The 16,862-nt window shown below is 40.3% G+C and carries 16 protein-coding genes; 2 read left to right on the top strand and 14 right to left on the bottom strand.

The window, feature by feature from the left end:
* Nucleotides 1–23: 23 nt before the first annotated feature.
* The 4 genes from C6Y06_RS04060 to C6Y06_RS04045 all read right to left on the bottom strand — a co-directional run bounded on the left by C6Y06_RS04060 (nucleotide 24) and on the right by C6Y06_RS04045 (nucleotide 3,831).
* Nucleotides 24–932, bottom strand: a complete 909-nt coding sequence (locus C6Y06_RS04060; RefSeq protein WP_223250423.1) for an alpha/beta fold hydrolase — start codon at nucleotides 930–932, stop codon at nucleotides 24–26.
* Nucleotides 933–1,375: 443 nt separating this feature from the next.
* Nucleotides 1,376–1,804, bottom strand: a complete 429-nt coding sequence (psiE, locus tag C6Y06_RS04055) for a phosphate-starvation-inducible protein PsiE (RefSeq protein ID WP_034659895.1) — start codon at nucleotides 1,802–1,804, stop codon at nucleotides 1,376–1,378.
* Nucleotides 1,805–1,841: 37 nt separating this feature from the next.
* Complete coding sequence (locus C6Y06_RS04050) at nucleotides 1,842–3,149, bottom strand: HAMP domain-containing sensor histidine kinase (protein WP_106036538.1); 1,308 nt, start codon at nucleotides 3,147–3,149, stop codon at nucleotides 1,842–1,844.
* The gene (locus tag C6Y06_RS04045) at nucleotides 3,136–3,831 is read right to left on the bottom strand and encodes a response regulator transcription factor (protein WP_106036537.1); all 696 of its coding nucleotides are present in this window, start codon (nucleotides 3,829–3,831) and stop codon (nucleotides 3,136–3,138) included. Before C6Y06_RS04045 ends, C6Y06_RS04050 begins: the two co-directional genes overlap by 14 nt.
* Nucleotides 3,832–4,083: 252 nt before the next feature.
* Here C6Y06_RS04045 and C6Y06_RS04040 point away from each other — a divergent pair, with 252 nt between their 5' ends.
* Nucleotides 4,084–5,289, top strand: coding sequence for a DUF418 domain-containing protein (locus C6Y06_RS04040; RefSeq protein WP_106036536.1), 1,206 nt, complete (start codon nucleotides 4,084–4,086; stop codon nucleotides 5,287–5,289).
* A 71-nt stretch (nucleotides 5,290–5,360) separates the two neighbouring features.
* Here the strand turns inward: C6Y06_RS04040 and C6Y06_RS04035 are convergent, their stop codons facing one another.
* The gene (locus C6Y06_RS04035) at nucleotides 5,361–6,290 is read right to left on the bottom strand and encodes a helix-turn-helix transcriptional regulator (protein WP_106036581.1); all 930 of its coding nucleotides are present in this window, start codon (nucleotides 6,288–6,290) and stop codon (nucleotides 5,361–5,363) included.
* Nucleotides 6,291–6,373: 83 nt separating this feature from the next.
* Here C6Y06_RS04035 and C6Y06_RS04030 point away from each other — a divergent pair, with 83 nt between their 5' ends.
* Nucleotides 6,374–7,024, top strand: coding sequence for an FMN-dependent NADH-azoreductase (locus C6Y06_RS04030; protein ID WP_106036535.1), 651 nt, complete (start codon nucleotides 6,374–6,376; stop codon nucleotides 7,022–7,024).
* Nucleotides 7,025–7,658: 634 nt separating this feature from the next.
* Here the strand turns inward: C6Y06_RS04030 and C6Y06_RS20515 are convergent.
* From C6Y06_RS20515 to C6Y06_RS03985, 9 genes are all read right to left on the bottom strand, one after another.
* Nucleotides 7,659–8,969 (bottom strand): hypothetical protein, encoded by a 1,311-nt coding sequence (locus tag C6Y06_RS20515; protein ID WP_106036534.1) that lies wholly within the window; start codon nucleotides 8,967–8,969, stop codon nucleotides 7,659–7,661.
* Between the two features lie 421 nt (nucleotides 8,970–9,390).
* Nucleotides 9,391–10,191, bottom strand: a complete 801-nt coding sequence (locus C6Y06_RS04020; protein ID WP_106035560.1) for a peptidoglycan recognition protein family protein — start codon at nucleotides 10,189–10,191, stop codon at nucleotides 9,391–9,393.
* 59 nt (nucleotides 10,192–10,250) lie between these two features.
* Nucleotides 10,251–10,514, bottom strand: a complete 264-nt coding sequence (locus C6Y06_RS04015) for a phage holin (RefSeq protein WP_106035561.1) — start codon at nucleotides 10,512–10,514, stop codon at nucleotides 10,251–10,253.
* Nucleotides 10,515–10,533: 19 nt separating this feature from the next.
* The gene (locus C6Y06_RS04010; protein WP_034324986.1) at nucleotides 10,534–10,746 is read right to left on the bottom strand and encodes a BhlA/UviB family holin-like peptide; all 213 of its coding nucleotides are present in this window, start codon (nucleotides 10,744–10,746) and stop codon (nucleotides 10,534–10,536) included.
* Nucleotides 10,747–10,779: 33 nt separating this feature from the next.
* Nucleotides 10,780–10,920, bottom strand: coding sequence for an XkdX family protein (locus tag C6Y06_RS04005; RefSeq protein WP_073206564.1), 141 nt, complete (start codon nucleotides 10,918–10,920; stop codon nucleotides 10,780–10,782).
* Nucleotides 10,917–11,186, bottom strand: coding sequence for a hypothetical protein (locus C6Y06_RS04000; protein ID WP_106035562.1), 270 nt, complete (start codon nucleotides 11,184–11,186; stop codon nucleotides 10,917–10,919). Before C6Y06_RS04000 ends, C6Y06_RS04005 begins: the two co-directional genes overlap by 4 nt.
* 14 nt (nucleotides 11,187–11,200) lie before the next feature.
* On the bottom strand, nucleotides 11,201–13,090 hold the full coding sequence (locus C6Y06_RS03995) for a BppU family phage baseplate upper protein (RefSeq protein ID WP_106035563.1): 1,890 nt from the start codon (nucleotides 13,088–13,090) through the stop codon (nucleotides 11,201–11,203).
* A gap of 11 nt (nucleotides 13,091–13,101) precedes the next feature.
* On the bottom strand, nucleotides 13,102–14,967 hold the full coding sequence (locus C6Y06_RS03990; protein ID WP_106035564.1) for a right-handed parallel beta-helix repeat-containing protein: 1,866 nt from the start codon (nucleotides 14,965–14,967) through the stop codon (nucleotides 13,102–13,104).
* A gap of 12 nt (nucleotides 14,968–14,979) precedes the next feature.
* Nucleotides 14,980–16,860 carry a phage tail spike protein gene (locus tag C6Y06_RS03985; RefSeq protein ID WP_106035565.1) on the bottom strand — a complete coding sequence of 627 codons (1,881 nt, stop codon included), beginning with the start codon at nucleotides 16,858–16,860 and terminating at the stop codon, nucleotides 14,980–14,982.
* Nucleotides 16,861–16,862: the final 2 nt, after the last annotated feature.

The following is a 16,862-nucleotide window of genomic DNA, read 5'->3' as shown; positions in this document are numbered from 1 at the left end:
AGAGTGTTGACTAGTTGTTCATACTAAATAGAACGATTCCACATTTGGATGGTCTTTCCAATATGTTTTCCTGCTTCTAGTAACACCGACAAATGGGTATGTCCATCCAGCACTTCATAGACTGATTGTTGTTTGATCTCTTCATGTGGTAGCTCATGATAGGCAGGAAATTTTTCTATATCATACAGCTCATCCTCGCTGCCTACTAACATCGCATAGGGCCGATCCATCATCGCAAATTGTTTTTTAGGTGCAGACGGGGTTAAAGCAAGTGATAGATTGACGGTGATGGCTGTCAATAGAAGCGGATCCTGCTCGACTGCCCATGCTGGATAATGAAAACGCACGGCTTCAGAATGACTCATCAGCAACCCTTTTGTCATGGCAGACAAAACGAATTTCCATACTTGAACGGTCGCAAAAGGAATTTGATCAGGTCTTGCAGTGTCTGATTGATAGCCAAATTCAGGTGCAATAAAAAAGTAGCCATCAACTTCTCTTTTTTTCGGCCAAGATATGTAGTTTAGCAGTAATCCTGCTCCAGATGAATGCCCGCAAAGATAAACAGCTCCCTTATGCTGCTGTTTGACCGCATCCACAAACTGCGAAATATCTTGCCACACATCTGTGATACTAGGTGTATCACCCTTTTTTCCATCAGAATGGCCGTGACCTCTTAAATCGATTAAAAACGTATTCACTTGAAAATTATGCTGAAGCGTATAGGCGATATGCTCGTAACCAGCCAAACTATGAGCACCACCGCCATGAATCAAGATCACATTGGCCTGCGTCTTCTCTTCTGATAAAAATGGATAATACGCAAGGCTTGTGCCGTCGTGTGATGAAATGAATTGTCTTTCTGGAATATGGACAGGGGCTGCCTGCTGCATACTTGTCAATGAGAATGGTTCGTTCTTGATGTCTGTCAATTTCTCCGCTCCTTCAAACAGAAACGAGAATGGCCAGCCGCGCTAGTCATCTTCATTCCTATATCCTAATGAGTGATATTTCGAAATAAGAATAATTTACTTTCAGTGAAAATAAGAATCGTACTCATATACTGACGGTTCGGTGCTTTGGAAATGGGCACAATTCTCGTCAGAACGAGCAGTTGTTCAACTAGAATATTTCGTAAAAAAACAACCTGATCGAACCATGTTCATAGAATGATGAATATGAATGGAAAGAAAAGGCTTCTAAAGCATACCATAAGAATCCGTCCATCAGGTAAACCACTTTTGAATATCCCTGTTTCTTCTTGCGATCACTCATCACTACAACATCTTAATGTACTACTTTAAAGATGGAATGTTCACCTCCTCAATACCAATACATGAAAAAAAGACGAACGGTCATCGTTCGTCTTCTTCCCTCACTTCACTTCTTCATGCTCCTGCGCGGTATGTCGTTTATTGGCGATAAAGAGTGCACAAGTCATCGCAAGAATGGCCAGCGCCCACCAGAACGTCGATACAGCCTCTTCATGATCGATGATAATCAATCGGATGACAGCTGTGATACCAATATAAATAAAATAGCGAAGCGGAAAATGAAAGTTTGATTTAAAGTATTTAATAATTAAGGCTATAAACTCAAAATACATAAAGAAGATCAGCAGTTCTCCAAGCATCCCATAATAGCTTTCTCCTTTGTTAAACAAAGTCTTGTAGACGAATTGGACAATATACCAAGTTTCACTAATTAAGAGGACGCTTAAAGCAATGGCTAGAAAGAACAGACAGATATTCAGAAGGCCTTGCAAGAGATCGGGTACCTTTTGGAAGTTGTTGAATCGTTTCATTGGGTAGTCTCTCCATTCCATATTATTCATTTGTGGTCTATATTTTGATGTGCCAGAATCGCAGCACGATGTAGTAAATATCGTTCTTTTCCATCCTTTCAAACTGCCCGTGCATGCGGGACATCATTCGTTTTATGCTTCGTTCACCAAGTCCAGTGCTTTCCTGCGTGTCATCTGTCTCTTTTATCGCATTGCTGACGTGAATCTCAAAGATTTCTTGATCGGATAAAAACGTGAGATTGATGTCTTTTTTGGGATCGGCGTATTTAAGTAAGTTGGACATCAAATTATCAAACACTCGGCCAAGCTCCTCGACATTCACGTTGATATAGCTGTCGGGCAGCTCTCCTAACAGGTGTACTTTGAATTTCTCTTGATGCAAGATCGCCACCTGATCTGATAAGAGATCGTAAATGACCTCTTTGACTGCAACGGTCTCAAGCTCAGGTTCATGTTCTTTATCAAGTAGACAATAGGCAAACAGATTATCAGACAGATTTTTCAATTGCAGTGCTTTTTCATAAGCACTTGCTATATATTGATCTTTACGGGTATCCGCTCCAGCCTCCTCTTTTTTCGCAAACTCTAAATTCATCATCAGCGACGTCAGCGGTGTTCTCATATCGTGTGACATTTCAGTAACCAAGCTGCGGCTCTCTTCTTGTAGCTCGTCGATGGCTTGAAGCTTGTCCAGAAAAGCTTTACGAAGATCCTCAATACTTTTGGCAATCATCGCTAATTCGTCATGACCTTTCACCGTCATCTCATAGTCCAGCTCGCCGCCTTCAAGAATATGAATGTCTTGGTGAATCGTTTGCAGGTAGCGTAAACTTTTGCGAATACCGAGAAGAACAATAAGGAGAAAAATAAGTGTCGCTCCGAGCAGCTCAAGTGTAAAGGCAAGATCGTGGTAACGAGATGAATAGAAACCATCCACCATGACGCGGCCTTCACCGTCGCTAAACTGAACCGGAAACGAATGATGCTCGGCGTACTGGGTCACCTTTTCTTTTCCATACGCCGATTCATCCGCAGCCGAATAGATGGAGTCATATTGTAGCACTTCATCCTTGAAGATGGTCAAATTAATGTAATTCTCTTTTTTCACCCACTCACCAAACGCTTGTCGATCTGTTGAAGACAGCTTATTCTCAGAAACATAACGACTGAATTTTTGAATATATTTAGCTGACTCCTCCTCGTAATACTCGTCCGAACTCAAGTATCCGTCAATGAGCTCATTGGTGATCTTTTGCAGCGTCATAAAAACAAGACCGCTCACAATGGCAGCCGCCAAAATCAGCAATGCCAGCTTTTTGGCTAGTGTATATTTACGATGTGCCAAATCGGTATCCTCTTCCCCATTCCGTTTTAATATATACAGGGCGAGCTGGATCATCTTCAATTTTGGCACGCAGCTTTCGAATATGCACCATCACCGTATTGTTGGAACAATAGAAATAAGGCTGTCCCCACACGCTCTCATAAATATTTTGGGCTGAAAATATTTTGTTTCGCCTGCTCATCAGCAGCTTGAGCACACGATATTCTAAATCAGACAGCTTGATTTGCTGACTTTCTTTCCACACTTCATTAAATTCTTCGCTCACCCTCAGCTTGCCCCCAACAAGAAAAGTTTCTTCCTGCTCCTTCTTTTCCTGATAGACGGTGTACCTGCGTAATTGTGCAATCACTCTAGCATGAAGCTCCTCTTGTGAAAAAGGTTTTGTCATATAATCATCCCCGCCGGCGAGTAAGCCTTCGGTTTTATCGAATGTACTTGATTTGGCTGTCAGAAATAGAATCGGAACGTTAGAGGAGGCTCTCATCTGCTGGCACGTTTCGATGCCTGAAATGCCTGGCATCATCACATCCAAAATCACCAAATCGAGCGAATCGTTCACAAGCTTCAATGCTTGCTCGCCATTCATCGCTCTCAGCACCTCATATCCAGCACGTGTAAGGGATTCCTGCAAAAGGTCTCCAATATCTTGATCATCTTCTACGATTAATATTCGATGCGTCATGTCTCTCTCACCTCATGATACGTGATGTACTTTCTTTTATGTCTTTACTATATATCATCTAGCTATGTGAAAAGATACAGCATAAATCTTAACAGTTTATGAATATGACCATCTGCCATCAATTTGTCACATTCATTTTCAAAAAATTGGATCTTCATAAATTGTTAAGAATTGGGTCGTATATTGATTCATTGTAAGGATCGATGTGTTGATCCGAATGACATTTATCATAACAAGAAAAGGAGCATGGATATGAATGCAAACAAAGTAGCACACGGACAACCGATGAGTCTGCGGGATCGGGTTCATTTCTTAGACATTGTACGGGGATTTGCCTTAATGGGGATTATTCTGGTCAATTACTTTTTGATCGTGGATTCGGCGAAGGGGTTCGATATGGAAGCAAATGATGTTTTTCACAACTTGGTGAATTGGTTCGCCTCAGGGAAATTCATTACGTTGTTTTCTTTCCTATTCGGAGTTGGTTTTATGATTTTTATGGATCGAGCTGCTCAGAAGGTGGACAGCCCAAACAAGCTGTTTGCACGCAGGTTAACCATTCTCTTAGGAATTGGCCTTCTGCATGTCACCTTTGTTTGGATTGGTGATATTTTGACCTATTATGCTGCCGCTGGCTTTTTGTTACTTTTCTTTTACAAACGAACAGCTAAAACCATCCTATACTGGCTGATCACACTCTTTGTGATTCAATTGCTCACGCCTTTTTTCACGATGCTGCTTCATACCATCAGTGCAGGCTCATCGGGCAAGCCGGACTTTGCAGATTTTGATTTGACCAGCCACAACAGTCTGACTTATTTAGCGTCTATTGGTGACCGGTGGACAGATATGGTGACGATGGCTTCCAGTTCTTTTTCTACCGTCTATTCCATGTTCTTCATGTTTTTACTTGGTGTGTATTTTGTGAAAATGGAGTTTTTCAAAAACATGGAGGCGAAAAAAGCGATTTGGAATCGCATTTGGGTCATTTTCACAATCGCGTTTATGATTACACAGAGCAGTACGATCATTACGGCGGTCAATCCTGTTGAAAATACACTGTGGATGGACATGGCCTCTGCCCTTGAACAAAACGGCGGATTAACTGGCAGTATGTTTTATATGAGTACACTTGCGATGCTATTTCTGCACGTTCCTCAGCTGCGAGGTGCTTTAATGGTCTTTACCAAAGTCGGACGGATGTCCCTGACCTGTTATTTGCTTCACTCGATCATTGGAACCATGCTATTTCTAAAGTATGGAGCGGGGCTTGTCGATCATCTTCAGCCTGCTGGTACGTTCTTCATGGCTATTGGCGTGTATGTCTTCCTTGTGCTTTTCAGTACGTTATGGTTAAAACGGTTTAAGTACGGACCGATGGAATTTATTTGGCGTCAGCTGACGTATGGAAAGGTACATGATCAACCGAAAACCAATACATTCACTGCGGCGAAGTAACTCACCGTGATAAAAACAGATAAGAAAAAGGCGAACTGTAGTGGTTCGCCTTTTCTGAAGTCTTTTATGGTTCAATACTGGTCGACCATTTCTTGCAATTGATTCAGATAACTTTCTTTTAATTCATCAGGGTATTCAATTTTCACATGTTTCCCAAATGAGATCAAATAGTGAGTCATATACGATAATTCTTCTTGGTTGTATCCACCCATAATATAAGGAGTATCATCAACGATCTCCAATCTCATATTCGGATAATGATTCTTCAAAAACTTTTCTTTTCCTTGCTCCGTTAAACGACATTTAAATGAGATATCATGATAAGTTTTTTCGTACTCGATCTGCAGTGCTTTTAATTCTTCCTTCGTAAAGGTGTCTCTGCCTTCTTCAATGATCAAGTCCTTCATAAAGTCACATCTATAGATGTCCCACTTTTTATTTTGAACATCATATGCTTTGGTGAACCAAATCCCATTTCGATAAAACAACTCAAGAAATTGCAGCCTGATCCTTTTATTTTCATTTTGAGTATAAGTCATCTTCACGATTTGATCTTCCATCATCGCCTGTAAAATCAATTCCAATTGATTTTGTTCACTGACTGGTGCGACATTATAGTAATGAATCACATCCAAAGTCTCCGTGATCATTTGTTTTCTCTCATCAGACATTGTGGCAAACAGCTTTTGCCGAATTTGTGAGTAGGATTTTTTAAATGGTGTTGCTGACACCAAGTCTAAAGCTTTAAGCGCGAAAAAAATAGCTTGAACTTCATCGATATTGAAATAAATAGGAACCAATGGAGATTGTTTCACCAGTCGATACCCTCCATGTCTGCCGTTTTCAACGTAAAAAGCTAAACCCATGGACTCCAACTCTTCCATATCTCTCAACGCCGTACGTTTCGATATGCCAAATTCGGTTTCTAAATCTTTTAATTGAAAAGAGTACTTATCACTTAAAAAAATAAGTTCCTGATTTAATCGTTCTGATTTTTTCATTTGATTTTCCTTCTGAAAAAGGTGACATGTTTTGTCACCTTTATATTTTATACTCAGTTTATCAAAAGAAAAGGAGCATGTATATGCAAACATTAATCATTAACGCGCACCCTGATTTCACTCATCGAGAAAGTTATTCAAACAAACTGCAAACACTATTTTTAGAACAGTTTAAAGAAAGATTCCCTCATGATGAACCTACAATTTTACATTTACATGAAACTGAAATTCCTCGTATCGAAAAAGACCAGCTGCTACGTATTTGGGATAAGCAAGCATCCGAACAAACATTAACAGCTACCGAAGAAAAAATCGCTGCTGCTTCATCTGCTTTATTGGCTCAATTCAAAGCACATCATCGAATTGTGATTGTGTCACCTGTTCATAATTTCAATGTGACTTCACGTATGAAAGATTATATAGATAATATCTTGATTGCTAGAGAAACGTTCAAATATACAGAAGCTGGTTCAGTTGGTCTGATGACTGACGATTATCGTGTACTTTTGCTTCAAGCAAGCGGCTCAATTTTCACAAATAACGATCGATATACACCTCTGGAATTTTCACATCATTACCTAAAAGAAATATTTCAAAACTTGATGGGGTTTCATCAATTTCATATTGTCCGGGCACAAGGAACAGCGATTTTAGAAGAAGAAACGATCTTGACATCTGCAGCTGACGATTTGTCTAAAGCCTTTGATGAGTTTTACTCACCTAGCGGGATGTAAGTTGTATTTTTTCAAAAACAAAAAGACCAAAAACGTTTGATATCACGTTTTTGGTCCTTTTTTTATTAACCGATAGAACCTTCCATCTCAAACTTAATTATTTTTGGGAATCACAAACATACATACGTTCCCTTTTTGGCGTGATTTCTGCGGTTTATATTTGTTTTACGTCATATAAAATAATAAGCCGTCATATGTTTGTGGGTGTTTTGTGGGCGCGCCCACATAAATATAAACTAATGAAGGAAGTGAAATACATGAACATAAATAAAATAAGATCGATCCTTTATAAAACATCAAAATACCTGGGTGACGTCAACGCCGTTCAAAGAGGAAGCTATACAGGATCATCTATAATAATATGAGCAGGTTTCGCAAGAATCCCAAAATAGAGGACTTAAAAATAAAAACAGGTAAGACGAACAGTCCATTAGAAAAGCCGTTAGATATCTTATGTCAAGAAATGAACTGGCGTGGGATAAGGAAAAGCAGGAATGGCGTTTCAAATAAAAAAGAAGCCCCCGAAAAGGGCTTTTTCTAATGGGTTTTTCAAAACAGATATTAGTTTTATTTATACAATTCTAAATGAATTAACTCTAAAATAATTGTTTTACATTTAATTTTTAATAGTGTTTTAAACTGATGGACCATCTGCAAATCTACATATTTGAAAACTAGCACAGCTACCACCATTAGTTAATACTAAGTCCCTAGCGGTAGCTGAGGCACTTACCAATGAGATAGTAACTGGTGATCCTTGCACTCGAATAACTGTACCACTTCCCATGTTCCCTCCACTAGTTGCTGAATTACCTATAGATGCTGCATTGGTACCATTCACAGCCACACTAAATGCACTGGCACCAGTATTTTCAGCTGTATTCACAGTGTAAATCACAAGATAAAGACCAGGTTGATTGAGAGTAAATGCATTTGTTCCATTAAACGTAATTCCATTTCCTATTAACGCTAATGCATTAAAAGAAACTAAACCACCGGGTGCAATAGTTTGAACAAGATTACTTCTTGCATCAACAGAACTAGATAAAAAAGGTCCTGTTGGTCCGATATCTCCAGTTACACCAGTGGCTCCTGTTGGGCCGATATCTCCAGTTACACCAGTGGCTCCTGTTGGGCCGATATCTCCAGTTACACCAGTGGCTCCTGTTGGACCTGTATCTCCAGTGGTGCCGGTTACTCCTGTTGGACCGATATCTCCAGTTACACCAGTGGCTCCTGTTGGGCCGATATCTCCAGTTACACCAGTGGCTCCTGTTGGACCTGTATCTCCAGTTACACCAGTGGCTCCTGTTGCTCCGATATCTCCAGTTACACCAGTGGCTCCTGTTGGTCCTGTATCTCCAGTGGTGCCGGTTACTCCTGTTGGACCGATATCTCCAGTTACACCAGTGGCTCCTGTTGCTCCGATATCTCCAGTGGTGCCGGTTACTCCTGTTGGACCGATATCTCCAGTTACACCAGTGGCTCCCGTATCTCCAGTAGCACCGGTCGCTCCCGTTTCACCTGCAGCAGCTAACAATATATAATTTGGCGACGTATCCGGCGCACCTGCTGGAGGTTCTGAAGTGACCAAATACGTGCTTCCATCATATGTCACTACCTGACCTACTCTATAGGTTGATTCTAACGCTGGATCAAATGCCACGATTCCGGTTAAACCTACACCAGTCGCTCCTGTGGCTCCAGCAGGGCCTGCTGGGCCTCTTCTTCCTCTTCCCCCTGGCGGTCCTTGAATGACACAAACACAAGGATCTTTTCCGCAGCATGGATTTTTTACTGGTTTTACTGGTTTTACTGGTTTTCCTGACCTCCCTTTCTTACAACTGTCACACTCATAATCTTCATACGAACCATACCAACTTCCTCTTTTATTATGTTCCGAATGAGATGTATAGGTTTTTCCACAATGTCTACATCTTTTCATAAGATCACCTCTAAATCATTCTATGAAAAGGATATGATATTTGTACTATCCCCTTAATACAAATGAATCAAAAATCTAGATTAATAAATCATTTTTATTTTTTGTATTATTCCCCAAAAAACATTCGTACGAAATTAAAATAAATTATTCCCCCTCCACAAGAAAAGAAATAAAGATACAAAACACAAATAGAAAAGACCTCACCCGAGGGAGATTTTTTCTAGTGTGAAAAAAACCATGAGAAATGATTAAAGACATGCGGTATATACTATATGTAAGTGGTATTGGAAACGTGATTATTTATAAATTGGAGTTATAATCAATAGACGATTTGGATTGAATATGACAGGGGAACCTCCTCTAATGCTTGTGGATAAAAAAAGACCTCGCATCATGTGAGGTCTTTTTTTCATTTTGTTACTTATTTCAATACCTTTTTAAGAGCCGCTTTCGTTTTAGGACCATAGATGCCATCGGCAGCAAGACCGTGCATGAGCTGGAACCGCTTGACTGCATCCGCTGTTTTCGGTCCGTAATAGCCATCAATCCCGTTGTTTTTTGCCTTTTTATCCGGGTAGTAGTAAACCGCCGCTAGGGCTTGTTGTACAGCTTTTACGCCTGCCCCCTTTGTAAGAGGCTTTGTAACTTTTAAAATGCCATTAGGCAGGTTGTATGACTTTTTAGCAGGCTTGGAAGCTGCTGTTTTGGATGGTGTTGCTTTTGTTGGTTTAGCAGACGGCTTTTTATTTGTGTTTGCAACTGCGATCCCGGCTTTGAAGCTGTACCAGCGATTAAGTAACCTGCGGGGACATTCTTTCCCGCTCCAATGCTTATGCGGTACAACGTTTGCCAATGGAATCCCTTGATCCTGCATTAACTGGCGAATGAGCCATTGAGCGTTTTCTACTGCCTTCTCAAAATTTTCGTCTGCATTTTCACAAATTTCAATCCCAATTGACTTCATGTTGCCCGTTCCTCTGCCGTCTCCTGCGTGCCATCCGTTTTCGTTTAACGGTAAATGCTGATAGATGACATTTTCGTCCACAGTGTAGTGCCAGCTAACGGCTGTACTAGATCGTTTAACAAAAGCTGCGTGACTTGCTGCGTCTGCGCCCTTTGACGTGTTAGACGTGTTATGAACCGTAATATATAAAGGTTTCATATAGTTGCCTGGTCTGTTGCGGTTACTCTTTGAAATATAATCTTGAATGATTTTTACCATTGTTCATCTACTCCTTAAAATTGTTTTTTAGTATTTAAAAAAGCCGCCTGGGGCAGCTCTTATTTTGTTAATCCTTTTTGTTGAAGCGCTTCTTTTTGAAGCTGACCTTTAGATGTCACATAGTTATTTTTGAACCATGCCATAAGCGTTGTCACTAATGTAAAGACCATTGAGAAGGCAAGGTACAATGTGTCAGCCAATGATGTGACTTGGTCCTCACTGATCGGCAAAACAGGTTTACCGACCATGATTAAAAATTGGTTGATTAATGCCATAAAAAGAAGCACCGTACGGATCACAGTGCCTTTGTCGAAATTTGTCATATTCAATTCCCCATTTCAGTTATTTTTGGTTTCTTTCGATTCGATCTAATTTTTCGATTACAACGTCATATTTTTCACTGAATTTTGCTAGTACGTCATTTTGTGCGTCAATTTGTTCGTTTAGCTTGTTCTCACGTTCTTTAGTTGTATTGAGGACATAAAACAGCACCCAACAAAAAAGAACCGCAAACGGTCCCTGTGTCATTAAATACTGCGCCAAATCCATTTCCATAACTCTCACCTTCTCCCGCCATAAAAAATAAGCCTATACCTTGTATGGCTCACCTGTGATCTGCTCATATTGTTCGGGGGTGATTCTCCCCGCTGCTACTGTGTTATATACCATTTCTTTTGTCCATAATTCTCTATCATAAAAACCTTTAATTCTTTCAAACCAAATATTCATGATGCTTCACCTACCGCAAGCAAATAATAAAGTTCAGCTATTTCCTTCTGCATGATCTCCATTTCTGACGGCTGCGGCTTTGGCTGCAAGCTCTCTATATACTCTTTGGATGCTGATTCACTCCATGTTTTCTTTTTCTCATCATACAGGGGAAGATATAACCCCTCTGGACGTACATCTGTAGCGTTCTTAGGCAGCTCGTCATAATCACTTATGACATCTTCGCCTATATACATGAAATTTTCGTCGTAGTAGAAAATTTGCATTGTCAATCACTCCTTTACCACAATGGAATTTCTTCGTTTATTTCAATTCGTGTCACCTTCGAATTGTCATTTGCGTTTAAACCGTCAAATTTCAACGATCCGTCTTCCGCAAGCGTCAAACGGGCTGAACCATATGATCCAACCGTAGCACCCACAAAAACGGTTGTCGCTGACGGTTTTTGAGTAAAACGCGCAATGATAGTATCGTTCGCCGGGACTCCCTCAAAAGACCCCCGAAGATGTAAAGAGTTTAGACGTATTGAGAATTGAAGTGGGTTACTAGCAAAATGTTTTGTTGTACCTGTAACAAATGTGACTTGATTCCACGTGCTACTTAAATCTTTTTCGGTTAACATTCGATCCCAACTTTTAAGTTTCCCGTCCGTATGAACCGTTCCCCACCAATGAAGGTTATCTCCACTTCTAATGATGTGGTACGTTTTACGATTGTTGCCATTGTCAATGACGTAGATATTAAACCAAGACGAATCTGTTTTGCTTGGCATGTTGACTACGTTTGTGCCTACTGCATAGTAGTAGCCGGACGGCAGCGTTAAAATGTCCGTACCATTCGGCAACAATTGACTTTGTCCGGTTTCAGACAACATAGACGGGTTAGATAACCTTGACCAACCACTCCATACATTATTATTTAAGTAGTTGGTGTAGATGTTATTGGCGTAATCCGTAGCATATACCCAACCGAAACTTGCTTTACCATTTGTTGTGTCTGTCATGTGGAAGAAACCTCTAAAAGAACGGTGATTCGGCAGGTCTTTTGATCCTGCGATAGCATAGAACGTCCCTTGACCCAATCCATTATTGATAACTTCGTCTAAGATGCTTAAAGAAGTATCCTTAATTGAGATCAATGGCATACCGTTGTCTGCGGTGATCTTAGACAATTGACCATTATTCCATTTATCTTTTTCACTCTGGGATATTTTATCTTCTTCGGTCAATGAGGACATCCAAACTGTCCAAGTTGAATCTTGATTGCGTACTCTATAGAACGATTTTTTTCCATTCGTGTCATATGCAGTCTGTAAAAGAGTGCTACCATAACTTAACACTATCATGAATGATTTATTGACCGTTGGAGGTCCATTTAAACCCTTGTTATAGATAAGATAAAAACCGGTATCGGTTATCTCGTTGTAATCTGTGGTTTCGCTTGTCCCTTTATAAATAGGCTTACCATTGTTTTGAGTCAATCTATATAATTGACCATTATTCCATTTGTTTTTTTCTGCTTCTGAAACATGGATTTCGCTATTGTTAGCATGTGCGTTTACTTTATCTTGTGCGCCTTGTTTGGTTTCAAGCGCTTCGAGATCGTCAAGTTTCTCTTTCATCCTGTCAAGCTGCTCTTGAAGCTCTTTCGTGATCTTATCAATGTTTCCTTGCATATCTTCAGTTCGGTTTTGAATGTCGGTTTCAAGTTCTGCCGCCATGCGTTCTATTTGTTTTTTCAACGATTGAAAATCATCAATATAAAATTCCGCTGCCGGGGCAATGTCCCGGTCAATTAAATTTCGATCAATCTCGAATGTAAATTCATGTACCGATAAGGATTGTCCATTTCGGTAATACAAATTTAATGACGCTTGGACCTTTCCGAAAATCTTTATCTCATTACTGTCTAAGATGTATTCGGCGATCCCTTCGACTTTATCAACAAGCGTGATATTCCGAATGTTTTTCGATCCATTTGCAAACTTTAGTACGAGTTTTCCGTCAACCGCTGACAACGGAAGTGGCACACCATCTTTACGCACTTGAAAGACTAGCTTTGCTGTGCCAATGTCCTGGGTCGAAAAAACAATTTTTGAATCGTACACGCTTTGATCATAGGCATCAACCACGAAAGGCAGCACGCCATTTTTAAAAATTTGATTCGTCATGATTTCCCCCCTCAAGTAATATTTTCGACTGTACGTATTGGATCAACGCTATTATCGTTTAATGCTGATACTTTCCCTGCACCTTTTAAACGATTTCCATAGTGTTGGATGGATGAACATTTGCTTGTTAAATACATACCGTGTCTTCCAGTCTTTCCGTTTGCGGTGTTGTTACGGACGGCGCTGTTTTTCACCCCATCCATGAACAAAATAAAGTCGTATTCATCCCCTCGCTTGCCCGCATTCATAATTGTGTTTTTATCCACCTGTACATATTCCGATTCTCCCGAAACTGATATACCCGAGAAACCGATCTCTTCTAGCGTGTTGTCATCCACTGAAACATAATCGCAATTCCCTTCCTCTACTCGCACACCGTTCCCCTGGATGTCACGTCCTGTGTTGTGGTGAACTTTTCCCCGAGTGCTGCGGGTAATCAGTACGCCGTGGTGTCCAATGTTCTCCATGTTGTTATCATCAATAACAAAATGTTTGACGTCAGAAACATGAATACCGTGCCTTGTCGTGCCGTCAATTTGATTGCCCTTAATGACCACATGATCAATCGTTTGATAGCCTTTACGACCGTACACCTGGATTGCATGATCAACCGTCATATTTATAAATTTGTTGTTTTTTATTGTGTGACGCTTTGTCTTGTTTACTCTGCCAGTCGGATTTCCGTTTTTGTCTTGCGTATAAACAGTGCTGACGCTTGGTAATAACGTTCTAACGCCGCCGGAACAGTTTTCGAATGTGTTTCCATCAACAAACACATCTTGCCATTTGTTGCCTGACACCGCCCATTCTGTGCAATCGTAAACCTTGTTATTGAGGAATCTAATACCCGAATAGAGAACACCATCAGTGCTTGTATGTGAATCAATGGCTCTAGGATAACCCCCAAGCTCTGCTGATTTTCGGATAGTACAATTTTGCATTGTGAGGTTCCTTGTCGGTGTGTGATCATAAGCTCCAAACGCACCGAAGTTACTAGAGGAACGCATCAAATCAACTTGAACCGCTGCGGAAAACCATCTGTCTCCTACATAGTCCGCAAAACCTTCAAATGTCACGTTATCAATCAAGACATTTTCATTGCCCGCACAATCAAACGCATGACCACCACATACATTTCTCAAGGTAATATCTCGCATGATAATGCCGGATGCATGAGCAAAGCCGAAAATAGAACACTGCTCTTTGATTTCATGCCCCATGCTGTCGATAGCGCCTTGACCGTCAATGATCAAGTTTCCGTGGCCGTTATATCCGGTGAAACTCTCTGTGGAATCACCATTTACAAACATGCTGCCAACAAATCCACGCTTGATCGTTGCCCCTGCTTGTAAAGTGATATGAGTGTTTTTATAAATCCTCACTCGTTCACGCAGCGTGTAGCCTCCTGGGGGAATATAAAGCCAAATGGGACGATCTTTTGACAAATCAAGTGCAGTTTGAAGAGCTTTCGTAAAGTTGCCGTATTTGTTCAGAAACGGCTGCAAAGACACAATTGAAAGCATGTCATTCACTTTCTGCTCCAACCTATCAAAGTCATATTCAAGTCGGTCGTTTAAGGTTGGATGAATGGTGGCATCTATTGCAACCCGACCATCCACGACCTCTTTCACGTCATTACCGTCGTGATTTACAATTAAGTTAATCAATCTAGCCCATAAACTATTAAGCCAGTGACCAACGCTTTTCCCACGATGGGTAATATGCTCGGCTTTGTGTGCCGTCTCGCTTTGTTGGTGCCTCTCATCTGCTCTATTCAATTCATTCAAAGCATTTTCAGTGGTGCGGGCATTGTCATTCAGCTCTTGTATTAATTTTGAATGTGGGCTAGGCGTGTGCTGTTTCTTCAAATTAAACATGTGATCACCTTCTTATGAATAGCCGACAATACCAACCGATATTTTTGAAGTATCGGGCACTTGATCCGGCTTTATTTTTTTTCCACTCTGAAAAAAGGAAATGATGAATGTATCAGTTTGATTGTCTTCATAGTCGATTGAAGGCGTGATCCCGTTTTGTTTAAGCAATGCCGAACCGTCTACAGTCGCATAAACCATTTCATAATTTTCAGGTGTTTCAAATATCAAATCGCTTCCGTCTATATACACATCACCAGCAGAAGAACCCCACGATCCGCCTTTAAAGACCAAACTAAAACCCGCATTTTGCGGGCTGCCTGTTTTTCCTTTTTCAATTAGATCGGACAATTCGTTTTTTGCTGCTTGAATTTGAGCCAATAAACTATTTTTTTGTTCCTTGATATAGCGCTCTTGGTTTCTGATCCTTCGCCTGTCTTCAAGCTGCAAATCAAACATATCCTTCTGTACATTGGTAAAAGTCACATCAGGTTTTTCTGTCAAGTCTAACGGGTTATAAGTCATGCTGACGGCTCTTACATCATCTTCAAACGTGATACCATGTTCAGGTGTATCGGCTATAACATGCAGCGTGTCACCCTTGTTGAGTTCATCCTCTAACCCTTTTAGCTCTTCAACTTCAAATTCCTCAAAATCAATTGCCACGGTCACTTCCGGGAATGGATTGACTTTTTCTTCTAAAAGAGTGTTCATATCTTCTGCCTTTGTAACTGCATCATCTTTAATTGGTTCGGCCCATGTAGGCTGCCCGTCAATTAAAAAATCCTGTTCGTTTGGATGAACGAAAAGGACCGGCTCGAATACATATTTTTCATTTTCATTTTTATATTCCCGATATGTTTCAATGACGTTGTCTCTCAATAGATACATGATTGGGGCCGCTGTCTTCTTCCCTTTTGTATTGGGATTTTTGCTGTCTTTTCCTTTGAATGTAGCAATGACTTTATGTTTTTTATGTTCAAGACCTCTAATGATTTCTATCGTTTCTTTTTTAGGTGATTGATCTTTATAAACGCTGATCGTTTTCGTCTTATCGTCATCAATCTTAAATTCCCATTTACCACCTAATTTTGAAGTTAAGGTAACAAATCGGAATCCGGTCCCAGTGAAAGAAAAAGTAAAAGTGGCACCAGGCTTATTCGTAAAATCAGCTTTCAAAGCATCGTCATAAGACCACGTACCGGTTTTGCTCTCATAACCCATAGCGCTTTCACTTATCGTGTCTTTTTCTTCTTTTTGCTTGCCGAAGCCTCTGCCCCGTGTGGCCGTGTTGTCTTCTGAAATAGTAACCGTTAGACCGTTTATATTCGCTCTAGTATCAAGCGTTTTATTGATTTTCTTTCCTATTTTCTTGTATATATAAATCTCGTAATTATTCACATCAAGCTCGATTTTGTAATTTGAAATAATCGTGTCTATCAGTTCAATAGAAAATGCATCGCCAAACCCTTCATTTTTGACAGGTTTGATGTCTTTCGCATCATCCATAATTTTGAACGTGAATTTACTCCCTTTCAAGGCATGAGCAAACGCCTTTTCAAGTGTTAATTCGCCTTGAATAACCTCATCTACTCTGTTTTTTGATAGCAAAAAAGCATAAATATGAGTAGCTGAAACACTTTTAGACAGTACATCACCATCTTGAGTTTTTGAAAAATTTCGGATAACGTATTTTTGCCGCTTGTGTACCTTTTCATCCACAATTAGAAGGTTTCTCCCGACCAATGCCTCAAAAGATATAGGATCAATAAAGCCCGCTTCAATCTGTAATTCCATTGTTTTTTTGCCGTCAGTTCCATCCGTTATGCGGGGGCTGCTGCTGACTATTTCATATTCTTGTTTTGTTCCTTTATCTTGGACAAATAGTTGGTTCATGC

Origin of the sequence: Bacillus sp. MZGC1 (assembly GCF_002998605.1) — a bacterium.
In the GTDB taxonomy this organism is placed as follows: domain Bacteria; phylum Bacillota; class Bacilli; order Bacillales; family Bacillaceae; genus Bacillus.
Note: the sequence above shows the minus strand (reverse complement) of the source record. Positions and strands in the feature narration are given on the sequence as shown.

What these genes read in the sequence shown, in the direction of transcription:
- C6Y06_RS03985 (WP_106035565.1), bottom strand. Translation starts at nt 16,860, where the DNA reads ATGAACCAACTATTTGTCCAAGATAAAGGAACAAAACAAGAATATGAA.
- C6Y06_RS04005 (WP_073206564.1), bottom strand. Translation starts at nt 10,920, where the DNA reads ATGAATATTTGGTTTGAAAGAATTAAAGGTTTTTATGATAGAGAATTA.
- psiE (WP_034659895.1), bottom strand. Translation starts at nt 1,804, where the DNA reads ATGAAACGATTCAACAACTTCCAAAAGGTACCCGATCTCTTGCAAGGC.
- C6Y06_RS20515 (WP_106036534.1), bottom strand. Translation starts at nt 8,969, where the DNA reads ATGAAAAGATGTAGACATTGTGGAAAAACCTATACATCTCATTCGGAA.
- C6Y06_RS04010 (WP_034324986.1), bottom strand. Translation starts at nt 10,746, where the DNA reads ATGGAAATGGATTTGGCGCAGTATTTAATGACACAGGGACCGTTTGCG.
- C6Y06_RS03990 (WP_106035564.1), bottom strand. Translation starts at nt 14,967, where the DNA reads ATGTTTAATTTGAAGAAACAGCACACGCCTAGCCCACATTCAAAATTA.
- C6Y06_RS04045 (WP_106036537.1), bottom strand. Translation starts at nt 3,831, where the DNA reads ATGACGCATCGAATATTAATCGTAGAAGATGATCAAGATATTGGAGAC.
- C6Y06_RS04000 (WP_106035562.1), bottom strand. Translation starts at nt 11,186, where the DNA reads ATGCAAATTTTCTACTACGACGAAAATTTCATGTATATAGGCGAAGAT.
- C6Y06_RS04035 (WP_106036581.1), bottom strand. Translation starts at nt 6,290, where the DNA reads ATGAAAAAATCAGAACGATTAAATCAGGAACTTATTTTTTTAAGTGAT.
- C6Y06_RS04030 (WP_106036535.1), top strand. Translation starts at nt 6,374, where the DNA reads ATGCAAACATTAATCATTAACGCGCACCCTGATTTCACTCATCGAGAA.
- C6Y06_RS04040 (WP_106036536.1), top strand. Translation starts at nt 4,084, where the DNA reads ATGAATGCAAACAAAGTAGCACACGGACAACCGATGAGTCTGCGGGAT.
- C6Y06_RS04020 (WP_106035560.1), bottom strand. Translation starts at nt 10,191, where the DNA reads ATGGTAAAAATCATTCAAGATTATATTTCAAAGAGTAACCGCAACAGA.
- C6Y06_RS03995 (WP_106035563.1), bottom strand. Translation starts at nt 13,090, where the DNA reads ATGACGAATCAAATTTTTAAAAATGGCGTGCTGCCTTTCGTGGTTGAT.
- C6Y06_RS04015 (WP_106035561.1), bottom strand. Translation starts at nt 10,514, where the DNA reads ATGACAAATTTCGACAAAGGCACTGTGATCCGTACGGTGCTTCTTTTT.